Here is a 16,324-nt window from a genome sequence, read left to right as displayed (position 1 = left end):
TGTTATGTGGATACGTTGCACGTAACGTCTGAAAAAAATATTTGAAATGAAAGCATTTGCCGCGCTGTTCACCGCCATAGAGCAAACGACCAAGACCAATGCCAAGATCGACGCCCTGGTCCGGTATTTTGCAAATGCGCCGGAACGGGATATCCTTTGGTGTATCAGCATCCTGATTGGTAAGACGCTGAAACGGCAGCTGAAGACAGCTGACTTGAAAGCCTGGGCGGCCGAACTGGCGGGTTTGCCTTTATGGTTGTTTGAGGAAGCTTATCCCATTGTGGGCGATCTGGCCGAGACCATTACCCTCATCCTTCCCGATCCCACGGGGCAGGAAGATCATTCGCTCTCCGAAACGATCGACTTTTTACAGCTTTTGGGCAGCTATACTGACGAACAGAAAAAAGCTGCCGTGACCGGTCGCTGGATGCTGCAGCAGGCTGCTGAGCGATTTGTGTTCAATAAGCTCATCACCGGTAACTTCCGGATGGGCGTGTCCCGTCAGTTGGTCATCAGAGCGGCAGCCCGGTCTTTCGGAATGGCGGAAGCTGAAGTGGCGCACCGGTTGATGGGACATTGGGATCCCGCATCGATTACCCTGCAGGCACTGCTGATGAACGAGGAACATACTGACCGCTATTATCAGCCTTATCCTTTTTTCCTGGCTTACCAGTTGGAAGAGGTACCAGAGGCATTGGGTGCGGTGAGCGACTGGCAGATTGAAGAGAAGCTGGACGGCATCAGGGGACAGATCATTGTACGTCACCAGGAGCTGTTTGTATGGAGCCGTGGCGAAGAGCTGATGACGGACAAATTTCCTGAATTCGCTTCGTTGCCGGCATTGCTGCCGGATGGTACCGTTCTCGATGGCGAGGTCATTCCCTGGAAGGAAGGCAGACCTTTGCCCTTCGCCGTGATGCAGACCCGTATTGGCAGAAAGAGCCTTACGCGTAAAGCCCTCCAGGAGGCACCCCTGGTGATGGTTTGCTACGATTTATTAGAATTGGGTGGACGCGATATCAGGAATGAACCCCTCAGCTATCGCAGGGCACAACTGGAGCAGTTGCTTAACGGTCTCGATGCTGCTGCCCTCTTGCTGTCGCCTGTGATCGATTGCCCCACCTGGGAAGCGGTACGTGAAATCAGGGCGGCTTCACGCGCCAACAACAGCGAAGGGGTAATGCTTAAACGGAAAAACAGCGTGTATGAAACGGGGCGGCGGCGCGGCAACTGGTGGAAATGGAAAGTCGATCCGCTCACGGTAGACGGTGTGCTGATCTATGCGCAGCAGGGACATGGGCGCAGGGCCAACCTGTTTACGGATTATACTTTCGCTGTATGGGACGGCGATGTCCTGGTGCCTTTTACCAAAGCTTATTCCGGCCTTACCGATAAAGAAATGCTGGAGGTCGATGCCTGGGTCAAACGCAATACCATCGATCGTTTCGGGCCGGTGCGCAGTGTTAAGACGGAGCTGGTATTCGAACTGGCATTTGAAGGGATTAACTTATCTTCAAGACATAAATCAGGCGTAGCGCTTCGTTTTCCCCGTATATTGCGATGGCGGAAGGATAAAGCAGCCGCCGAAGCCAATACCAAGGCAGACCTTTTACAACTGATAGCGACACAGCGTACATGAACAAATGGGCAGAAGATTGGTTCGAGTTCAAAGGATGGACATCTTATCCTTTTCAGCGCAATACCTGGAAAGCCATTGCCGGCGGGTATTCGGGCCTGTTGAATGCGCCTACGGGTTGTGGTAAGACCTACGCGATCTGGTTTGGTGTATTGGCCGATCACCAAAAGCGTTACGAAGGCAAAAAGAAGGCTTCGGGCTTGCATTGCCTTTGGATTACACCGCTACGTGCCTTATCAAAGGAAATACTTAATGCGACCACTACGGTGAGCGAAGACCTGGATCTGCCTTACAGGATAGGCTTGCGTACCGGCGATACCCCGGCGGCAGAAAGAGCCCGGCAAAAGCGGCAGTGGCCCGAAGCGCTGGTCACCACACCGGAGAGCGTGCACATTATGATGTCACAGAAGGGTTATGCCGATGCTTTCAGGAACCTTCAATTTGTGATTATAGATGAATGGCACGAGCTGCTGGGTACCAAAAGAGGCGTACTGGTAGAGCTGGCTTTGAGCATGCTGAAAAGGATCAACCCGGCGCTGAAGATATGGGGCATCTCCGCTACGATCGGCAATATTGACGAAGCGCGGAATATCCTGCTGGGCATGGAACATCCCCATGCAACCATGATCAGGGCCAATATCCAGAAAAAAACGCTTATTGAAACCGTACTGCCCGACACACTGGAGAAGTTTCCCTGGGCGGGGCACCTGGGTATCCGGCTGGCCGGTAAAATATTGCCCATCATCGATGCCAGCCGCTCAACATTGATCTTTACCAACACCCGCTCTCAGGCGGAGATATGGTACCAGCACCTGCTGCAGGTCCATCCCGATCTGGCGGGAGTCATGGCTTTGCATCATGGCTCGCTGGGCGAGGAGATACGGCAGTGGGTAGAGGAAGCCCTGCACCAGGGTATCCTGAAGGCGGTGGTGTGTACCAGCAGTCTTGATCTGGGTGTGGACTTCCGCCCGGTAGACACCGTAATCCAGGTCGGTTCCGCCAAAGGCGTGGCGCGCTTCCTGCAACGGGCCGGGCGCAGCGGCCATCACCCGGGGGCGACCAGCAGGATATACTTTGTACCAACACATTCATTGGAGATCATGGAGGGCTCGGCACTCCGCTATGCAGCAAAGCACCAGATGATAGAAAGCCGGCTACCCTATATCCGCTCCTTCGATGTGCTGATCCAGTTTATGGTGACACTGGCGGTATCCGACGGTTTCCGCGCCGACGAGCTATTTGAGCAGATAACGCAAACCCATTGCTATGCTTCGGTTACCCGGGAAGAGTTTGACGAGTGCCTGCTGATGATCACCAGGGGTGGCCGTATGCTGGAGGCTTATGATGAGTTTCATAAGGTGGTTGTCGAAGATGGCTTATACAAGGTTATCGATCGGCGTATCGCAATGCGGCATCGCCTGAGCATCGGTGCTATTGTAAGCGATGTGATGATGCAGGTCAAATTCCTGGGCGGCAAATACCTCGGCAGCATTGAGGAGTGGTTTATTTCCCGCTTGCAGCCTGGGGATAATTTCTGGTTTGCCGGCCGTAACCTGGAATTGATACGGGTAAAGGATATGCAGGCTATTGTAAAGGCCTCGAATAAAAAGAAAGGGGTGGTCCCTTCGTGGATGGGCGGACGGCTGCCTTTATCCTCCTACCTTACCGGCGCTCTGCGGCATAAGCTGAACGAAGCGCAGCAGGGTGTTGCCGACCGGGAGCTGGATTTTCTGAAGCCCTTGTTTGAAGAGCAAAAGCGTAGATCCTACCTGCCCGGGGAGCAGGAATTGCTGATCGAAAAGATATGGACCAAGGAAGGCTGTCACCTTTTTGTTTATCCCTTCGAAGGTAAATTTGTTCACGAGGGGATGGCGGCCATTATTGCTTACCGCCTGGGCCGTATACGGCCTTTCAGCTTTTCGATGGCCATGAATGATTACGGCTTTGAGCTGCTCAGCGACCAGGATATCCCGGTGGAGGATGCATTGCTCCAGGAATTGTTTTCTACGGACAACCTGAGCGCCGATATTGCCGGCAGCATTAATACAACGGAAATGGCGCGGCGTAAGTTCCGGGATATTGCCGGTATTGCAGGGCTCGTCTTCCAGGGCTATCCCGGCAAGCAGGTTAAGGCCAGGCACCTCCAGGCCAATTCCGGCTTGTTCTTTAAGGTTTTCCAGGACTACGACCCCAACAATCTGCTGCTCAGAGAGGCCTATGAGGAGGTATATGATTTTCAGCTGGAGATCGTAAGGATGCGCCAGGCATTCGAACGGATCAGCACACATGAGGTGATCCTGAAGCAGCCGGAACAGCTTACACCGTTCGCCTTTCCTATTTTTGCAGAAGTTTTCCGGGAAAAGTTCAGCAACGAAAGCCTGGAAGACCGGATGAACAAGATCAAAGCACAATTGGAGCAAGAAGACAGCAAGCATGGAGATCGTACTGGGAAACGCCGTCGTTGAATTACTATCGCAAAGAGCCTTATTCCTGCCGCAAGACCGTATTTTGGTGATCGCCGACCTGCACCTGGGCAAGGGTATGCATTTTCGCAAGGCCGGTATCTTTATGCCACGCGACAGTGGCGACCGGGACTATGCTGTATTGCATGAGCTGATGCAGCGCTACCGTCCGCGACAGGTTTGGTTCCTGGGCGATCTGTTCCATAGCGCGCACAATTCCGACTGGCTGTTGTTCGAAGCCTTTATCCTTACTTATCCCGACGTCCGCTTTGTGCTCATCAGGGGCAACCACGATATCCTGGCGCCGGAGCATTATGCGGCATTGTCGCTGGATGTTGTTCCGGAAAGATTGGAGTTAGACGATCTTGTTTTTTCACATGAGCCGCTGGAGCACGTTGCACCCGGTAAGATCAACGTCGCGGGACATATTCATCCGGGTTGCCTCTTGCGGGGGCTTGGCAGGCAAAGCGTACGGCTGCCTTGCTTTTATCTTTATGAGCAAGTATTCCTGTTACCTGCCTTCGGCGCGCTTACCGGGTTGTATATGATGGAAAGGACAAAGCGGGCCAGCATCTTTGCCATATTGCCCGGGCGTATTGTCTTGTTGTAATTGTTTTTATTTCCTGTCGAAGCCGAAAACACTTTCCCGCTCATCTTTAACGCCTTTGAGCTTATTGCGGATCATTTGCGCGGCGATCATACTAAAGGTTATGCCATTGCCCCCATAGCCCAGGGCAAAGAACAGGTTAGGGCTGCCCGGGTAGGCACCTATATAAGGCAGCCCGTCTTTGGTGCTGCTGAACGTGCCGCACCAGGTCATATCGCAATGTACCGGTATGTGTGGAAACAGGCCGGCAAACTTTTCCAGGAGCCGTTTTGTCTTCCGGGATAGTAGCGCATCGCGGAGCCGCTCGTTCCTGAAGGGTACGTCTTCGCCTCCCATCATGATCCGGTGGTCGGCTGTAACCCGAAGGTAAAAGTAGGGGAGGGCCGTTTCCCAGATAAGGCTTTCATCGTGCCACAGCTGGTCAGGACGTAAGGGTTCGGTGACCAGGGCATAGGTGCTTGAGAGATCCATCACTTTACGGGGCAGGAATTGACCTGCTTCATAGCCAGCGGCTACGATAAGGTAATGGCAGCTGATCTGCTTGCCATCGTCTGTATGCAGCACATAGCCGTTGCGTACGGCCTCATGCTTCGCGATTCTGGTATAAGGATAAAGCCGGAGGTCATGCCTCCTTTGGTTGTATTGTAGCAGGAGTATAGCCGAGCGATAGGCATCCATCTGGGCGGCCTCTTCATTCCACAAGGCGCCCAGGCGGTTGATCCCGTAGGTTTGCTGTAGCTCTTCGTGTTCCAGCAGGTTGACGGGAAGCCCGTATTTCTTCCGGGTAAGGAATTCCTTTTTGATCTCTTTGCAGCCCTTTTTGTCGCTGGCCAGGAAAAGGCTGGACCGGCGCTGGAATTCCGCATCAATTTTTGCTTTCCGGAATACCTGCTCGATATCGCTGATGGACTGCAAGCTGGCGCGATAAGCGATTACGGCCGGTTTCTCTGGTATCTTCTCAAGCAGCTTGAACAGGGGTACATCGATCTCATATTGCAGTTGCGCGGTGCTGGCTGCCGAGCTTCCTGTACTCACTGCACGCTTGTCAAAAATAGCACAGGAGATACCGCTGGCACACAGTTCGTGTGCCACCAGGGCGCCTGTAATGCCGGAGCCAATGATCGCTACATCAGTATGCATACGGTCTTTTACCTCGTTGACGTAGTTGTACAAGGGATTTTTGATCAGCCAGAAAGGAAAGCCGGCATACAGGTCCATAGCGGAAGACAAGTTAGGTTATGACAATGTTTTTAAAAACGCAAGCAACGCTTTTTCTGTGGCCGTGTTTAGTGCCTTCGGGTCTTTGATCTTTTGCAGCTTTAGCAAAAGGTCATCCAGCTTACGTTCTTCATAGGATTGTAACAGCAGTGGATGGATATAATACTTCCGGCTAATGGTGCGGGTATTGCCCAGGCGTGCGGCCACGCCGTCTACAACGGCAATAATGTTTTTCCGGCAATCGGTATCACAGTTAAAATCGGTAAGATCGGCCATTAGCTGCAGTGCAACAATACAGCCGGCCCAGGTGCGGAAGTCCTTGCAGCTGAAATCTTCGGCCATATGCGCTTTCAGGTAGTCGTTAATATCGCCCGACTCCAGCTTATGCAATTCACCTTCATCATCGTAGTATTGGAACAGTTCCTGTCCGGGCAATTCCCGTACATTTTTCAGCAAACGGGCCAGGGACGCGTCTTTTAAAGCAACCTGCTGCAGTACACCCTTTTTTCCTTTGAACCGGAAAAAAGCCTGACACCCGGATATCGACACATGCTTATTCTTAAGTGTCGTTAATCCGTAGGAGCCATATTCCTTTTCGTAAGCGGCATTGCCTGCCCTGATGAAAGTCTCGTTCATGACGCCGAGTGCTATGGCAGCTACTTTTTCACGAATAAGCTGCCGGCGCCTGATGTCCTTGCTCAGCTGCCTGCGTAGCTTCGGAAGCATTTTGCCAAAAGCCAGAAGACGGTCAAACTTACGCTCGTTACGGAGCTTGGACCACCGGGAGTGATAACGGTACTGCTTTCGTCCGCGGGCATCGATACCTGTGGCCTGTAAATGGCCATTGGGAAAAGGGCATATCCATACATCGACCCAGGCCGGAGGCAATACCAGGCCCCGGATATGCGCGATGATCTCGGGATCTGTGATCTGCTTGTTCTCCTGGTCCAGGTAAATAAAAGTATTTCCTCTTTTACTGCGCCGGTAGCCTTTCTGCTCGGGGCTTACGTAGCGTAGCTGCATGGCCCTCGCCATCTCTTTAGGGGCTATTATTGGGATAATCGTCATCCGCTCTGCATTTCTTGAGAGGATAACATTTTCTGATGCTTAAGGTTGAAGTGGTACGGCTTAAAAGAGCGGCGTCTCTTGTGGTAGCTCATGGTAGCCTTCCGGGATCTGACCGGTACGCAGCAGGTTGACATATTCATGCGCCCGGCGTGTAGGCTCCGGCAGGCGATAGCTGCCGGTACAATGCATGGCAATACGCAGGCTGTCTTCAAGGCTCATCATATTGCCCGGTGAAATAAATACTTCTTTTACGCGATTTTTGGTACGTAAGGCATAGCCGATAGTCTCTTCCTTATCTTTCAACGGCTCATGTGCCCCCTTTGTATTTTCCGGCTCGGTATATTTTCCGAACAGCTTTTTCTTGGCACAACCCAGAGTGGGAAGTCCGGCCAATGAGCCAAGGTGTGCCGCAATGCCCATACGGCGGGGATGCGCGATACCGTGGCCGTCTACCATGATCGCATCGGGCTTCAATGGCATCTGCTCCAGGGCCCGCATCAATGCCGGCACTTCGCGGAAGGCCAGGAAACCCGGCACATAGGGAAAACGGGTAATGCCTTTAACCAGTGAATACGCGATCGGCTGTAAATCGTGGTAGCGCAGTACGACCAGTCCGGCATAGATGACTTCGCTGAAGCGGTTAAGGGATATATCGGCGCCGGCGATGGTATGGATCTCCTGTTGCATGGGCATCAGGGTAATATTCTTCCTCAGCGTTTCCTGTACGGCCCTGGCCGAGGGGATGTCGAGCGTATCGTATGCCGATAGATCCATAAGATAATTTTATTGTTGCTGTGGTAGGGGCAGGGAAAGGATGATCTCAGAGCCTTTGCCTTTTTCGCTGATGACTTCGATCGTTCCGTTGTGTGCCCTGACGATCTGCTGTGTTGCTGCCATACCCATACCAGTTCCCCTTGGTTTTGTCGTGAAATAAGGGTTGAAGATATTATTCTTTTCATTTTCTGTCATGCCCTTGCCGTTGTCGGTTATGCACAGCAATATCCGATCACCATGTTGACGGGTTTTGATTGTGATCCTGCCCTTATCGCCGTCTATTGCCTCGGTAGCATTGACCAGGATATTAGAAACGCAAATGATCATTTTCTCTTTATCTATCATTAGCGGCCTATCTTGCTGCAGGTCGAGCGTTACCTTGATCCCCTGCAGGCCTATGCGATCCTCATTGAGGTAAAGCGCTTCTTCGACGATAGTACGCAGAGAAACGGGTTCCAGCTCCATATCCAGGAGGCGGCTGGGCTCCAGCATTTCGGTTACGAGTGCATTAATGCGCAGGCAATTCCGGTCGATGATGTCCAGGAACATTTTTTCCGCTTCCGGCGGAGGTTTCGGATCTGTTTTTAGCTGGCTTACGGCAAGCAGGATATTATTCAGCGGGTTGCGTACCTCGTGGGCGATCATCTGGGCCATTTTGCCCATGATCACCAGGTGCTCTTCCTGCTTACGTTGTCTTCCTGCTTCCTTATGTACCGAAATATTCTGGGCGATGCACAGGAATATTTTGTCCTCTTCATTCATCATATCGGCGCTCATCATTACATCGACAGGCAAGCCCGTTTTGGTCCTGAGCCGGTAATCCCAATGCACGATGCGTCCTTTCTCGCAGATATTGCTGATGAAATCCTCGCCCGCCGCTGCGGAATAAAACAGCGAGGCCAGGTTCATGCCTTTCAATTCCGCTTCGCTGAAGCCGAGTATGTCTATCGCCGACTGATTGGCGCGAAGGATATTGTGTTCGCAGTCGGCCAGCAGGATCAGGTCATGGGCCCTGTCGAAGGCCATCCGGTAGTTCTTACTGTCCAGCGCTTCTTTACCGGAATGCAGCAGCAGGCCCACGATCACTTTGATGATAGAAGGGGTAACGTGATGTGCCGGAAGCTGATAAGATAATGAGGTCGACCGGAGATCTCCTGTATTTACCGACTCAAAACGGATAAAAGGTGTATGGATGCCTGAAGTGAGCTCTGTTGTATACGATATCGATAGGTTGGCACTTTCGGCAGTGTCGGTGCTGATCGTATAGTCTTCGTTCAGCCAGTTTTTTAGCTGCAGTAATTGGTTGTTGCTTGCATCGCTGATCCTGATCACCGGTTTGTCCTTCATCTGGTGGTGTTTATATGGCGTTTAACGTATTACGGGCAAATCAGGAGGCTTAACGTTGTTCGGTATTCGCCCTGCGGCCGGTATCGTCACTGGCTTCCAGCTTTGGTGTGGTATCGGCAGGATCATCGGCGCCGTATTGCACAGGTGCGGCGCCATGTACATTACTGCTGTCGACATTAACACTGCGGGCATTATTGTTTTCCGGGTTGCCGGCACAGGCCGTAAAGAATACTGTCATCAATAAGAGGGCCGGAAAAAACAGGTTCGTCGCTTTCATATCATATCATTTTTAAAGGTGAATATTAATCTTATAAAATTAAGGGCAAAAAAAAGCCGGCAAGACCGGCATTTCAGAGAGCGATCAGGACAACCCATCCTTTTTGCCCCCGATGTTCTGGTCTTCTTCTGCATTCTTTTTATCGTCCGGTACGTCGGGTCGGGCAGCATCTTTGCCATAGGCTTCTGCATCATTATTCCGTTCGCCGCCCGGCTCAAGACCTTTGTGCTGTGAGGGTGTTTCTGCAGTACCCCGGTGGGGATCCTCGCTATGCTCCTGGTCCGAAGGCTTTTCCGGCCGGGTCTCTTGCTGTTCAGTTGCCTCGTCCTGTTTGTCTGCGTCGCCGGATTCCTTTGCTTCACTTGCCGGATCTTTATCTTGTTCCCTCTCTTCATCTGTAGCGTGTCCCTTCCTATTGGCTGCTTGTTGCTGCGCACTTACTTCATCTGCTTCATTATTGGGCGCTGTCTCCGACGCCAGGTCTTCATGCTGCGAGGGTGTTCCGGTAATATCTCTATGCGGGTCATCTACCTTAGCTTGTGTGTCGGGGCTTTTCTTATTTAAAGAATTTTCCTGTTCATCGCCAGCTTTATCTTTTCCGATTTCTTTTGCCATCTTTTACCGTTTTTAATGTCATACAAAACGCTTAATCCGTTTCGTGAAGCCTCGTTTTCAACTCCTTGATTTCCTGTTCCAGCTGACCGATCAATTCACGGTCTTCCTTGTGTAGCTGGTGCGTATCCATACTTCTTAGCTGGCTTAGCCGCAACTCTTTATCTTTAATTTCCTGCTTCAGCTGTTCTGTTTCCATAACCCTTTATTTTAAAAATGGTTGAAGACATTTTCATAAATAACGCTCTGTATCCTGGTAATACAATATCCCTATCTGACTGTTTAACAAATGGCAAGGTATTAAGTTGCCTATGTGGACACCAGCTACCAGGTTTGCAGTTGTATAAAAAATGCACCGCTTGCAGGCGGTGCATCATATCTAATGTTCATGATCGTTACTACAAGAGCAATTGCATCTTGATATCTGCTCTTTCATATTTACCGGGTTCAAGGGGAAGCTCTGTAAAGCCCAGCTGACGGTAAATGCCTATGGCTGCTTTCAAACCTGTTTGCGAATACAGGATGATCTTATGGGCGCCCAGTTCCCTGCCTTTATCTATGGCAGCGGCGCAGAGTATTTTTCCGGCGCCGTTCCCCCTGAACGACTCGTCGACAGCCATTTTGGTGAGCTCGTAAACGCCGGGTTCCATATACTTTAGGGCTACAGTGCCGATGATCTGTTGATCAATGGCCGCAAAAAGGATAGCGCCACCCTCATTCAGTATGGCCTCTTCGGGGTTTCCCAGTACATAAGCATCTATCGGCTCGACCTTGAAGTATGCTTCCAGCCAGGCTATGTTCAGCCGCTCAAAATAAGGCTGGTATTCTTTCCGGTAGGATTGTATCGTAATGTCTGTTGTTCCTGTCATGATAAAAGCCTCCTGTGATAATTGATCTGTCCCAGGTGATAGTTGAGATGCGCATAGAGATAATGGAGCATGAAACCAAAGGTTTGTCCCTCCTTGATTGTTACTACTGTCTCCGGGAAGGCCTGGGCAAAGAATGCTTCGTCTTTTCCCTGGAGCGCATGCACTATAATAGTTGCCGTTTCTTCCAGCATGTGCAGCAACTGATCCCGGTCAAACTGCCGTTCGTTGAATTCCCGGTCGCGCTCGCGCACATAAGGCACTTCGCCCATAGTTTTACCTACGAACAGCCTGAGATTGCCTACCAGGTGCTGTGCCAGGTGGCCGGTGGAATTGTTGATCGCTTTGGCCTTGATCCACAGGCTTTCTTCATCCGGATAAGCGGTCAACTCGGCCTTTACTTTATCGATGCCCTGGCGGAACAGCCAGGTATATTGTTCTGCTGTCATTTGGAAACAGGTTTAAGTTGATTGTTGACTTTATAGCCCCTGTTGATCCAGAATACACCGCCAAGCGTGGTCGCGAAGGCGATTACTGTGATCCAGGTGACGCGTTCATCTTTAAGCAGGAAGCCCAGCGATACGGCGATAAATGGGTTGATATAGGCGTAGATAGAAACCAGTCCTACCGGCAGATTCTTGATCGCGTATATGTAGCAGAGGAACGAAAGGATCGAGCCGAACACGATGAGATACGCCAGTGCCCACAAGCTTTCGGGCTCGATATGCTGCAGCTGCCCCAGATCGTCGAGAAAGGGCGAGCTGATCAGCAGTGCCAGTCCGCCGCTGCTCAACTGTATCGCTGTATTGACGTACGAATCGGTAGTAGCGCCGCTATGCTTCATGTACACGGTGCCTGCGGCCCAGCTGAGTGAGGCGGCAAAGCAGACCAGTACGCCCATGAGGTAACGCGTATCGAGCAAGTCGCCGAGGTTATCTTTAAAAATCAGAACAATACCGGCGCAACCAAGAAGAAGACCAAGTATGATTTTGCCATTAAGTGTTCCTTTGCCTCTGCCGGTCACGAAATTGATGAGGACCACGTAGACGGGCATTACCGATACAATGAGCGCGGCCAGGCCGCTGGGAATATATTTCTCGGCCCAGCCTATGGTTCCGTTACCCAGCGCCAGCATTAATACGCCCGGGATAACTTGTTTCATGATGTCGCGTGCGTTGAGTGAGATCTTCTTCTTCAGCAATGGCATAGACAGCCACAGTATAGTGGCGGCTATCGTATGCCGCAGCCCGGAAAATAAAAATGCCGGGAAGCTGGCAACGCCAATGAGCATGGCAAGGTAGGTAGTGCCCCAGACGATACAGATCACAAGTAGCGCCAGGTAAGCCTTTGATTGATTCATGTTTCAGAGATGTGATGACCGGTACCGGTCTTTTTCGAAATGCCACACAAAGGTGTGGGAAATTTATTTTCCAATACAGATACAATTTTGTTAATTTTGACCAGTACAGTTTGGGTATTGATACTATGAAAACGCTTTTAAAAAATTCGAAAGATTTGCTGTACCTGCGCATTGCGCGGGGTATTGAGCAGCAGATCCAGGAAGGGTTGCTGAAAATAGGAGATAAGCTGCCTTCCATCCGTATGATATGTCGTCAGCACGGCGTCAGCATGAGCACAGCCCAGCAGGCTTACCTGGAATTGGAAAGCCGTTCGCTGATCGAGTCGCGGCCGCAATCGGGTTATTATGTATCCTATTGTCCGCACCGGCAGCCGGCGATTCCCGGTACAAGCCAGCCCAGCCAGCCGGGAGAGCATAACCCGCGCGATATTGTGGATAAGGTGTTCCGCACTATCGGCAGCAATGATATTACACTGTTCTCCCTTAGCGTTCCGGCCGATGAGCTGCTGCCTATCGCCAAGCTGAACAAAGGCGTGGTACAGGCAATAAGAACCCTGCCCGGCAGTGGTACCGCTTACGAGCCGATCCAAGGTAACGAAAAACTGCGTAGAGATATTGCACGCTGGTCGTATAACTGGGGCGGCAACCTGGGCGAGCAGGATATTATTGCCACTGCGGGCTGCATGAATGCCATCTCTTTCTGCATGATGACCCTTGCCAAATGGGGCGATACGATTGCGGTGGAGAGTCCCGTGTACTTTGGTATTGTACGCTTGGCCGAGAGCCTTGGCCTGAACGTATTGGAACTGCCTACCAACGCGAAGACCGGCATCGAGATCGACGCTCTGAAGAAGGCGCTGGCAACAAATAAGATCAAGCTGTGCCTGCTGGTGAGCAATTTCAATAATCCGTTGGGCAGTTGTATGCCCGATGAGCACAAGAAAGCCGTGGTGGCGCTGCTGCAACATTACAATGTACCCCTGATCGAAGACGACCTCTATGGCGATGTCTATTTCGGTGATAGCAGACCCAAATGCTGCAAGACCTACGATGAAAGTGGCCTTGTGCTCTGGTGCGGCTCGGTATCCAAAACGCTGGCGCCGGGCTATCGCGTGGGATGGGTAGCACCCGGTCAATTCAAGAACGAAGTGATCAGGATGAAGCAGGTCCATTCCATTTCGCCTACGACGCTAACCCAGGAGGTGATCGCCGATTTCCTGGAGAACGGGCGCTACGAAAGCCATTTGCGCCGGCTACGACAAACCCTGCACACCAATTTCCTGCAGTATATCCGGGCGATCTCCGACTATTTTCCCGAAGGGACCAAGGTCAGCCGGCCGCAGGGCGGGTTTGTGTTGTGGGTTGAGCTCGACAAGCGTATCGATACGATGGAGCTATACGAGCGCGCCATGAAGAAGAAGATCAGCATAGCGCCGGGGCGCATGTTCACCCTGAAAAAACAGTTTGACAATTGTATGCGGATCAGCTATGGTATGCCCTGGAACGAGCAATTGGACAATGCCCTAAAGGTCCTGGGCAACCTGATCAGGAGTATGCTGGTATAGGGCATAGTGGTTGCATCAGCCGGCGCGGCGTGTGTCTTCGTTTGCTTTCCGTTCTTTCCGGGCTTTCAGATCGTTGTTGCCAAACTTCCAGCTCAGCGCTATGCGCAGGCTGCGGCTATCGAAATAACGGTGCTGGTAGGTGCCGTTATAGGCATTGACAAATGCGACAATATCGGTTCGGAAGAGATCCGATACATAGGCCGATACCGTGATCTTTTTCCGGAACAGCAACACTTTCATCCCGATATCAAAGGATCCGCCGGCCGATTGGATGTCAACATCGTCCTGCGCTTTCCCGTAATAATTCCCATGTATTTGCGCCATTAGCGTCTTTGACCGGTTCAGGGTAAAGGTATGGTCGGTTTCCAGCGAGAAGGCTGGCCGGCCCGATCCGGGCTGGCCGGTATTATAATAAGTGGTATGAAAACGGTTGTAGACGCCGAAGAACTGCGTTGAGGTTTCCCAGAAGGGCAGGGGATTGAAGGTAAGGCTCGCGTTGAAACCAAATTGGATCTCGTTACCGGCATTGGCCTGGAAGAAAAAGAACGTGCTGTTGATGGTGTCGATAGCAGATACCCTGGTGGCAAAGGCGTCCACTTTCTGGAAGAATGCGCTTATCGTCAACATGGACTTATAGGTATAGCCCAGCTCAATATTATTGCTGAAAGAGGGCTGCAGGAAGGGGTTGCCCTGCTCGTAAGCAGTAGCGGTGCTATAGACCCGGAAAGGGTTCATGCTCCAGAATGACGGCCGGTTAATACGGCGGGTATAGTTAATGTTCCAGCTATGCGTTTCATTGGGCTGGTACTGTAGATAAGCCGAGGGGAAAAACTTCAGGTAATCATTGGTATTGGTTTGGTTGATGGTTTGCGAAAAGCCTTGGGTCTGCGTATATTCCGCCCGGAGGCCTGCCTGCATATGCCACTTGCCCCAGGAGCGCTGTGCGCTGGCATACAGGGCCTGGGTGTTTTCCTGGTAATCGAAGCTGTTGGTCTTGCCCGGATCTGTGACATATACCGGTCTCTCCAGGTATTCAAACCTATTATCGCTGTTATTCCGGATAAAAGTGACTTTGGCGCCGGTAGAAAAGGTAGCAAGCTTTGTGGGCCATTCGAGGTCGGCCCGTACATTGGTGATGCGTGTCCGCTGCATGCCACCGGTATGGTTGTCGCTGCTGGTCCCGGTGGCGGTGCCATCCGTAAAGAAATTGCCGGTCGTGAAATTTCTTGTCTTATCGCTTCGCCGTTCAAAATATTCGGCATTGAGCGTCAGCCGGTGGCCACTGCTATCGAGCTTCCAGTCGTAGTTGAGGTTGATCACATTCCTCACCGCCTTCTCGGTTGCAAAGGCATCGGTGTTCATGGTAGAATCCAGCTGCTGGCCCGGGCGTTGCCATACGTTGATACGGATCTGCTCGTCCCTTTTGGCATCCAGCGTTCCATGGGTATATTGTACGCCCAGTGTCATGTTGTCCCTGACATCGTAGTCTATGCCCGCCTGGGAGTAGGTGTAAGCCGGGCGGTTATCCTGGTTAAGCATCAGGGCCTGCTCCTGCCCGGGATAAAAAGTATTGGTTTGCTGTTGGGAGACATAGCGGTTCCTGGCGCCACTAAGCGTTGCATAAGCGTTTAGCCTGCCCTGCCTGTAATTGAAAAGACCTTCTGCCTCAAAGGCAGGCCGGGTACGTTGCTCGTAGGTGCCGGTAAGCGTGCTGTTGAAGCCGTTGGCCCTTTTCTTCTTGGTGACGATATTGATGATGCCCGAATTGCCTTCGGCGTCGTACTTGGCGGGCGGTGCGGTAATCACTTCTATGCGCGACACATCGCCTGAGGGCATGCTGCGCAGCATCGATTCCAGCTCTTCGTTCGTGAGCTGTACGGGCCTGTCGTTGACCATTACATTGACCGTGCTTTTGCCCACGATCTTTATCCCGTCGCTGCTGACCTGGACGCCGGGTGTCTTTTTCAGCAGTTCGTATACATCGCTTCCTACAGCGCCGATGCTCTGCTCGGCATTGAATATGGTACGATCGGGTTTGCGCTCGATCAACGCTTTTTTTCCACTGATCACCACATCTTCAAGCAAGGCGCCGTCGGATTCCAGCACGACCTGCATCGGTGTGCTTATCGGGCCGCTGGCCGGTACAGACTTGAAAAAGGGTTTGTATCCCAGTAAGCTGATCTCTATAAAGCAGGAGGGTTGGGGATCGGGGAGGCTGAGCGAGAAAACGCCGTTACTGTCGGTAAATACAGGTGGCAATAACAGGGAGCTGTCCCTGCCATCGTGCAGTAGTACAGTGGCAAAGGCGAGCGCTCCTTTTTTGTCGCTCACTTTACCGCTTAATACCTGTTGGGCATTGGTGGTATAGCATAGCAGCAAAGGCAATGCCCGGCAAAGGAGCCATTTCAAAGGGTGCATTTCAATAGGGTTTGTAACAGGTAAAAGGGGGAGGCTGCAAATGTAAGGGTATCGGCTCAAACCGGGAAGGGCCTTGTAAAATGGTTTGGACAAAAAATGAAAATGTTAACCGGA

15 protein-coding genes are annotated in these 16,324 nt (G+C 51.7%); 4 read left to right on the top strand and 11 right to left on the bottom strand.

From position 1 onward, the window contains the following. Nucleotides 1–46 precede the first annotated feature (46 nt). The 3 genes from DZK30_RS15335 to pdeM are packed head-to-tail and all read left to right on the top strand — an operon-like array spanning nt 47 to nt 4,708. Nucleotides 47–1,639 (top strand): ATP-dependent DNA ligase, encoded by a 1,593-nt coding sequence (locus DZK30_RS15335; protein WP_118975012.1) that lies wholly within the window; start codon nt 47–49, stop codon nt 1,637–1,639. Next, the gene (locus DZK30_RS15330; protein WP_118975011.1) at nt 1,636–4,101 is read left to right on the top strand and encodes a ligase-associated DNA damage response DEXH box helicase; all 2,466 of its coding nucleotides are present in this window, start codon (nt 1,636–1,638) and stop codon (nt 4,099–4,101) included. Before DZK30_RS15335 ends, DZK30_RS15330 begins: the two co-directional genes overlap by 4 nt. Continuing rightward, entirely contained in the window at nt 4,070–4,708 is a 639-nt protein-coding gene (pdeM, locus tag DZK30_RS15325) for a ligase-associated DNA damage response endonuclease PdeM (protein ID WP_118975010.1), read from the top strand. Before DZK30_RS15330 ends, pdeM begins: the two co-directional genes overlap by 32 nt. Nucleotides 4,709–4,714: 6 nt before the next feature. Here the strand turns inward: pdeM and DZK30_RS15320 are convergent, their stop codons facing one another. The 10 genes from DZK30_RS15320 to DZK30_RS15280 all read right to left on the bottom strand — a co-directional run bounded on the left by DZK30_RS15320 (nt 4,715) and on the right by DZK30_RS15280 (nt 12,227). Then, a complete protein-coding gene (locus DZK30_RS15320; protein ID WP_118975009.1) occupies nt 4,715–5,923 on the bottom strand; it encodes an NAD(P)/FAD-dependent oxidoreductase in 1,209 nt (402 codons plus the stop codon). Between the two features lie 18 nt (nt 5,924–5,941). Beyond that, nucleotides 5,942–6,991: a DNA topoisomerase IB gene (locus DZK30_RS15315; RefSeq protein WP_118975008.1), complete on the bottom strand. Its 1,050-nt coding sequence runs from the start codon at nt 6,989–6,991 to the stop codon at nt 5,942–5,944. Nucleotides 6,992–7,051: 60 nt separating this feature from the next. Beyond that, nucleotides 7,052–7,765 carry a deoxyribonuclease V gene (gene nfi, locus DZK30_RS15310; protein WP_118975007.1) on the bottom strand — a complete coding sequence of 238 codons (714 nt, stop codon included), beginning with the start codon at nt 7,763–7,765 and terminating at the stop codon, nt 7,052–7,054. A 9-nt stretch (nt 7,766–7,774) separates the two neighbouring features. Then, nucleotides 7,775–9,112, bottom strand: coding sequence for a two-component system sensor histidine kinase NtrB (locus DZK30_RS15305; RefSeq protein WP_118975006.1), 1,338 nt, complete (start codon nt 9,110–9,112; stop codon nt 7,775–7,777). Nucleotides 9,113–9,161: 49 nt separating this feature from the next. Beyond that, entirely contained in the window at nt 9,162–9,389 is a 228-nt protein-coding gene (locus DZK30_RS15300) for a hypothetical protein (RefSeq protein WP_118975005.1), read from the bottom strand. Nucleotides 9,390–9,473: 84 nt separating this feature from the next. Continuing rightward, nucleotides 9,474–10,004 (bottom strand): hypothetical protein, encoded by a 531-nt coding sequence (locus DZK30_RS15295; protein WP_118975004.1) that lies wholly within the window; start codon nt 10,002–10,004, stop codon nt 9,474–9,476. 31 nt (nt 10,005–10,035) lie between these two features. Beyond that, complete coding sequence (locus DZK30_RS25875; protein WP_162903123.1) at nt 10,036–10,200, bottom strand: hypothetical protein; 165 nt, start codon at nt 10,198–10,200, stop codon at nt 10,036–10,038. A gap of 199 nt (nt 10,201–10,399) precedes the next feature. Further along, nucleotides 10,400–10,870 carry a GNAT family N-acetyltransferase gene (locus DZK30_RS15290; protein ID WP_118975003.1) on the bottom strand — a complete coding sequence of 157 codons (471 nt, stop codon included), beginning with the start codon at nt 10,868–10,870 and terminating at the stop codon, nt 10,400–10,402. Next, nucleotides 10,867–11,316, bottom strand: a complete 450-nt coding sequence (locus DZK30_RS15285; RefSeq protein ID WP_118975002.1) for a DinB family protein — start codon at nt 11,314–11,316, stop codon at nt 10,867–10,869. Before DZK30_RS15285 ends, DZK30_RS15290 begins: the two co-directional genes overlap by 4 nt. Continuing rightward, on the bottom strand, nt 11,313–12,227 hold the full coding sequence (locus DZK30_RS15280) for a DMT family transporter (protein ID WP_118975001.1): 915 nt from the start codon (nt 12,225–12,227) through the stop codon (nt 11,313–11,315). The genes DZK30_RS15285 and DZK30_RS15280 overlap by 4 nt, the downstream gene beginning before the upstream one ends. Before the next feature lie 125 nt (nt 12,228–12,352). Here DZK30_RS15280 and DZK30_RS15275 point away from each other — a divergent pair, with 125 nt between their 5' ends. Then, a complete protein-coding gene (locus DZK30_RS15275; RefSeq protein WP_118975000.1) occupies nt 12,353–13,792 on the top strand; it encodes an aminotransferase-like domain-containing protein in 1,440 nt (479 codons plus the stop codon). Nucleotides 13,793–13,807: 15 nt separating this feature from the next. On the opposite strand, the gene DZK30_RS15270 is transcribed toward DZK30_RS15275, so the two are convergent. Further along, a complete protein-coding gene (locus DZK30_RS15270; protein ID WP_118974999.1) occupies nt 13,808–16,210 on the bottom strand; it encodes an outer membrane beta-barrel family protein in 2,403 nt (800 codons plus the stop codon). Between the last annotated feature and the right edge of the window lie 114 nt (nt 16,211–16,324).

The sequence above is a fragment of the Taibaiella koreensis genome (assembly GCF_003545715.1).
GTDB classification, from domain to species: domain Bacteria; phylum Bacteroidota; class Bacteroidia; order Chitinophagales; family Chitinophagaceae; genus Taibaiella; species Taibaiella koreensis.
Note: the sequence above shows the minus strand (reverse complement) of the source record. Positions and strands in the feature narration are given on the sequence as shown.

Bases quoted from the DNA above. Each gene is read 5' to 3' on its own strand.
- DZK30_RS15285 (WP_118975002.1), bottom strand. From the start codon at position 11,316: ATGACAGCAGAACAATATACCTGGCTGTTCCGCCAGGGCATCGATAAA.
- pdeM (WP_118975010.1), top strand. From the start codon at position 4,070: ATGGAGATCGTACTGGGAAACGCCGTCGTTGAATTACTATCGCAAAGA.
- DZK30_RS15315 (WP_118975008.1), bottom strand. From the start codon at position 6,991: ATGACGATTATCCCAATAATAGCCCCTAAAGAGATGGCGAGGGCCATG.
- DZK30_RS15280 (WP_118975001.1), bottom strand. From the start codon at position 12,227: ATGAATCAATCAAAGGCTTACCTGGCGCTACTTGTGATCTGTATCGTC.
- nfi (WP_118975007.1), bottom strand. From the start codon at position 7,765: ATGGATCTATCGGCATACGATACGCTCGACATCCCCTCGGCCAGGGCC.
- DZK30_RS15300 (WP_118975005.1), bottom strand. From the start codon at position 9,389: ATGAAAGCGACGAACCTGTTTTTTCCGGCCCTCTTATTGATGACAGTA.
- DZK30_RS15275 (WP_118975000.1), top strand. From the start codon at position 12,353: ATGAAAACGCTTTTAAAAAATTCGAAAGATTTGCTGTACCTGCGCATT.
- DZK30_RS15290 (WP_118975003.1), bottom strand. From the start codon at position 10,870: ATGACAGGAACAACAGACATTACGATACAATCCTACCGGAAAGAATAC.
- DZK30_RS25875 (WP_162903123.1), bottom strand. From the start codon at position 10,200: ATGGAAACAGAACAGCTGAAGCAGGAAATTAAAGATAAAGAGTTGCGG.
- DZK30_RS15305 (WP_118975006.1), bottom strand. From the start codon at position 9,112: ATGAAGGACAAACCGGTGATCAGGATCAGCGATGCAAGCAACAACCAA.
- DZK30_RS15335 (WP_118975012.1), top strand. From the start codon at position 47: ATGAAAGCATTTGCCGCGCTGTTCACCGCCATAGAGCAAACGACCAAG.
- DZK30_RS15330 (WP_118975011.1), top strand. From the start codon at position 1,636: ATGAACAAATGGGCAGAAGATTGGTTCGAGTTCAAAGGATGGACATCT.
- DZK30_RS15295 (WP_118975004.1), bottom strand. From the start codon at position 10,004: ATGGCAAAAGAAATCGGAAAAGATAAAGCTGGCGATGAACAGGAAAAT.
- DZK30_RS15320 (WP_118975009.1), bottom strand. From the start codon at position 5,923: ATGGACCTGTATGCCGGCTTTCCTTTCTGGCTGATCAAAAATCCCTTG.
- DZK30_RS15270 (WP_118974999.1), bottom strand. From the start codon at position 16,210: ATGCACCCTTTGAAATGGCTCCTTTGCCGGGCATTGCCTTTGCTGCTA.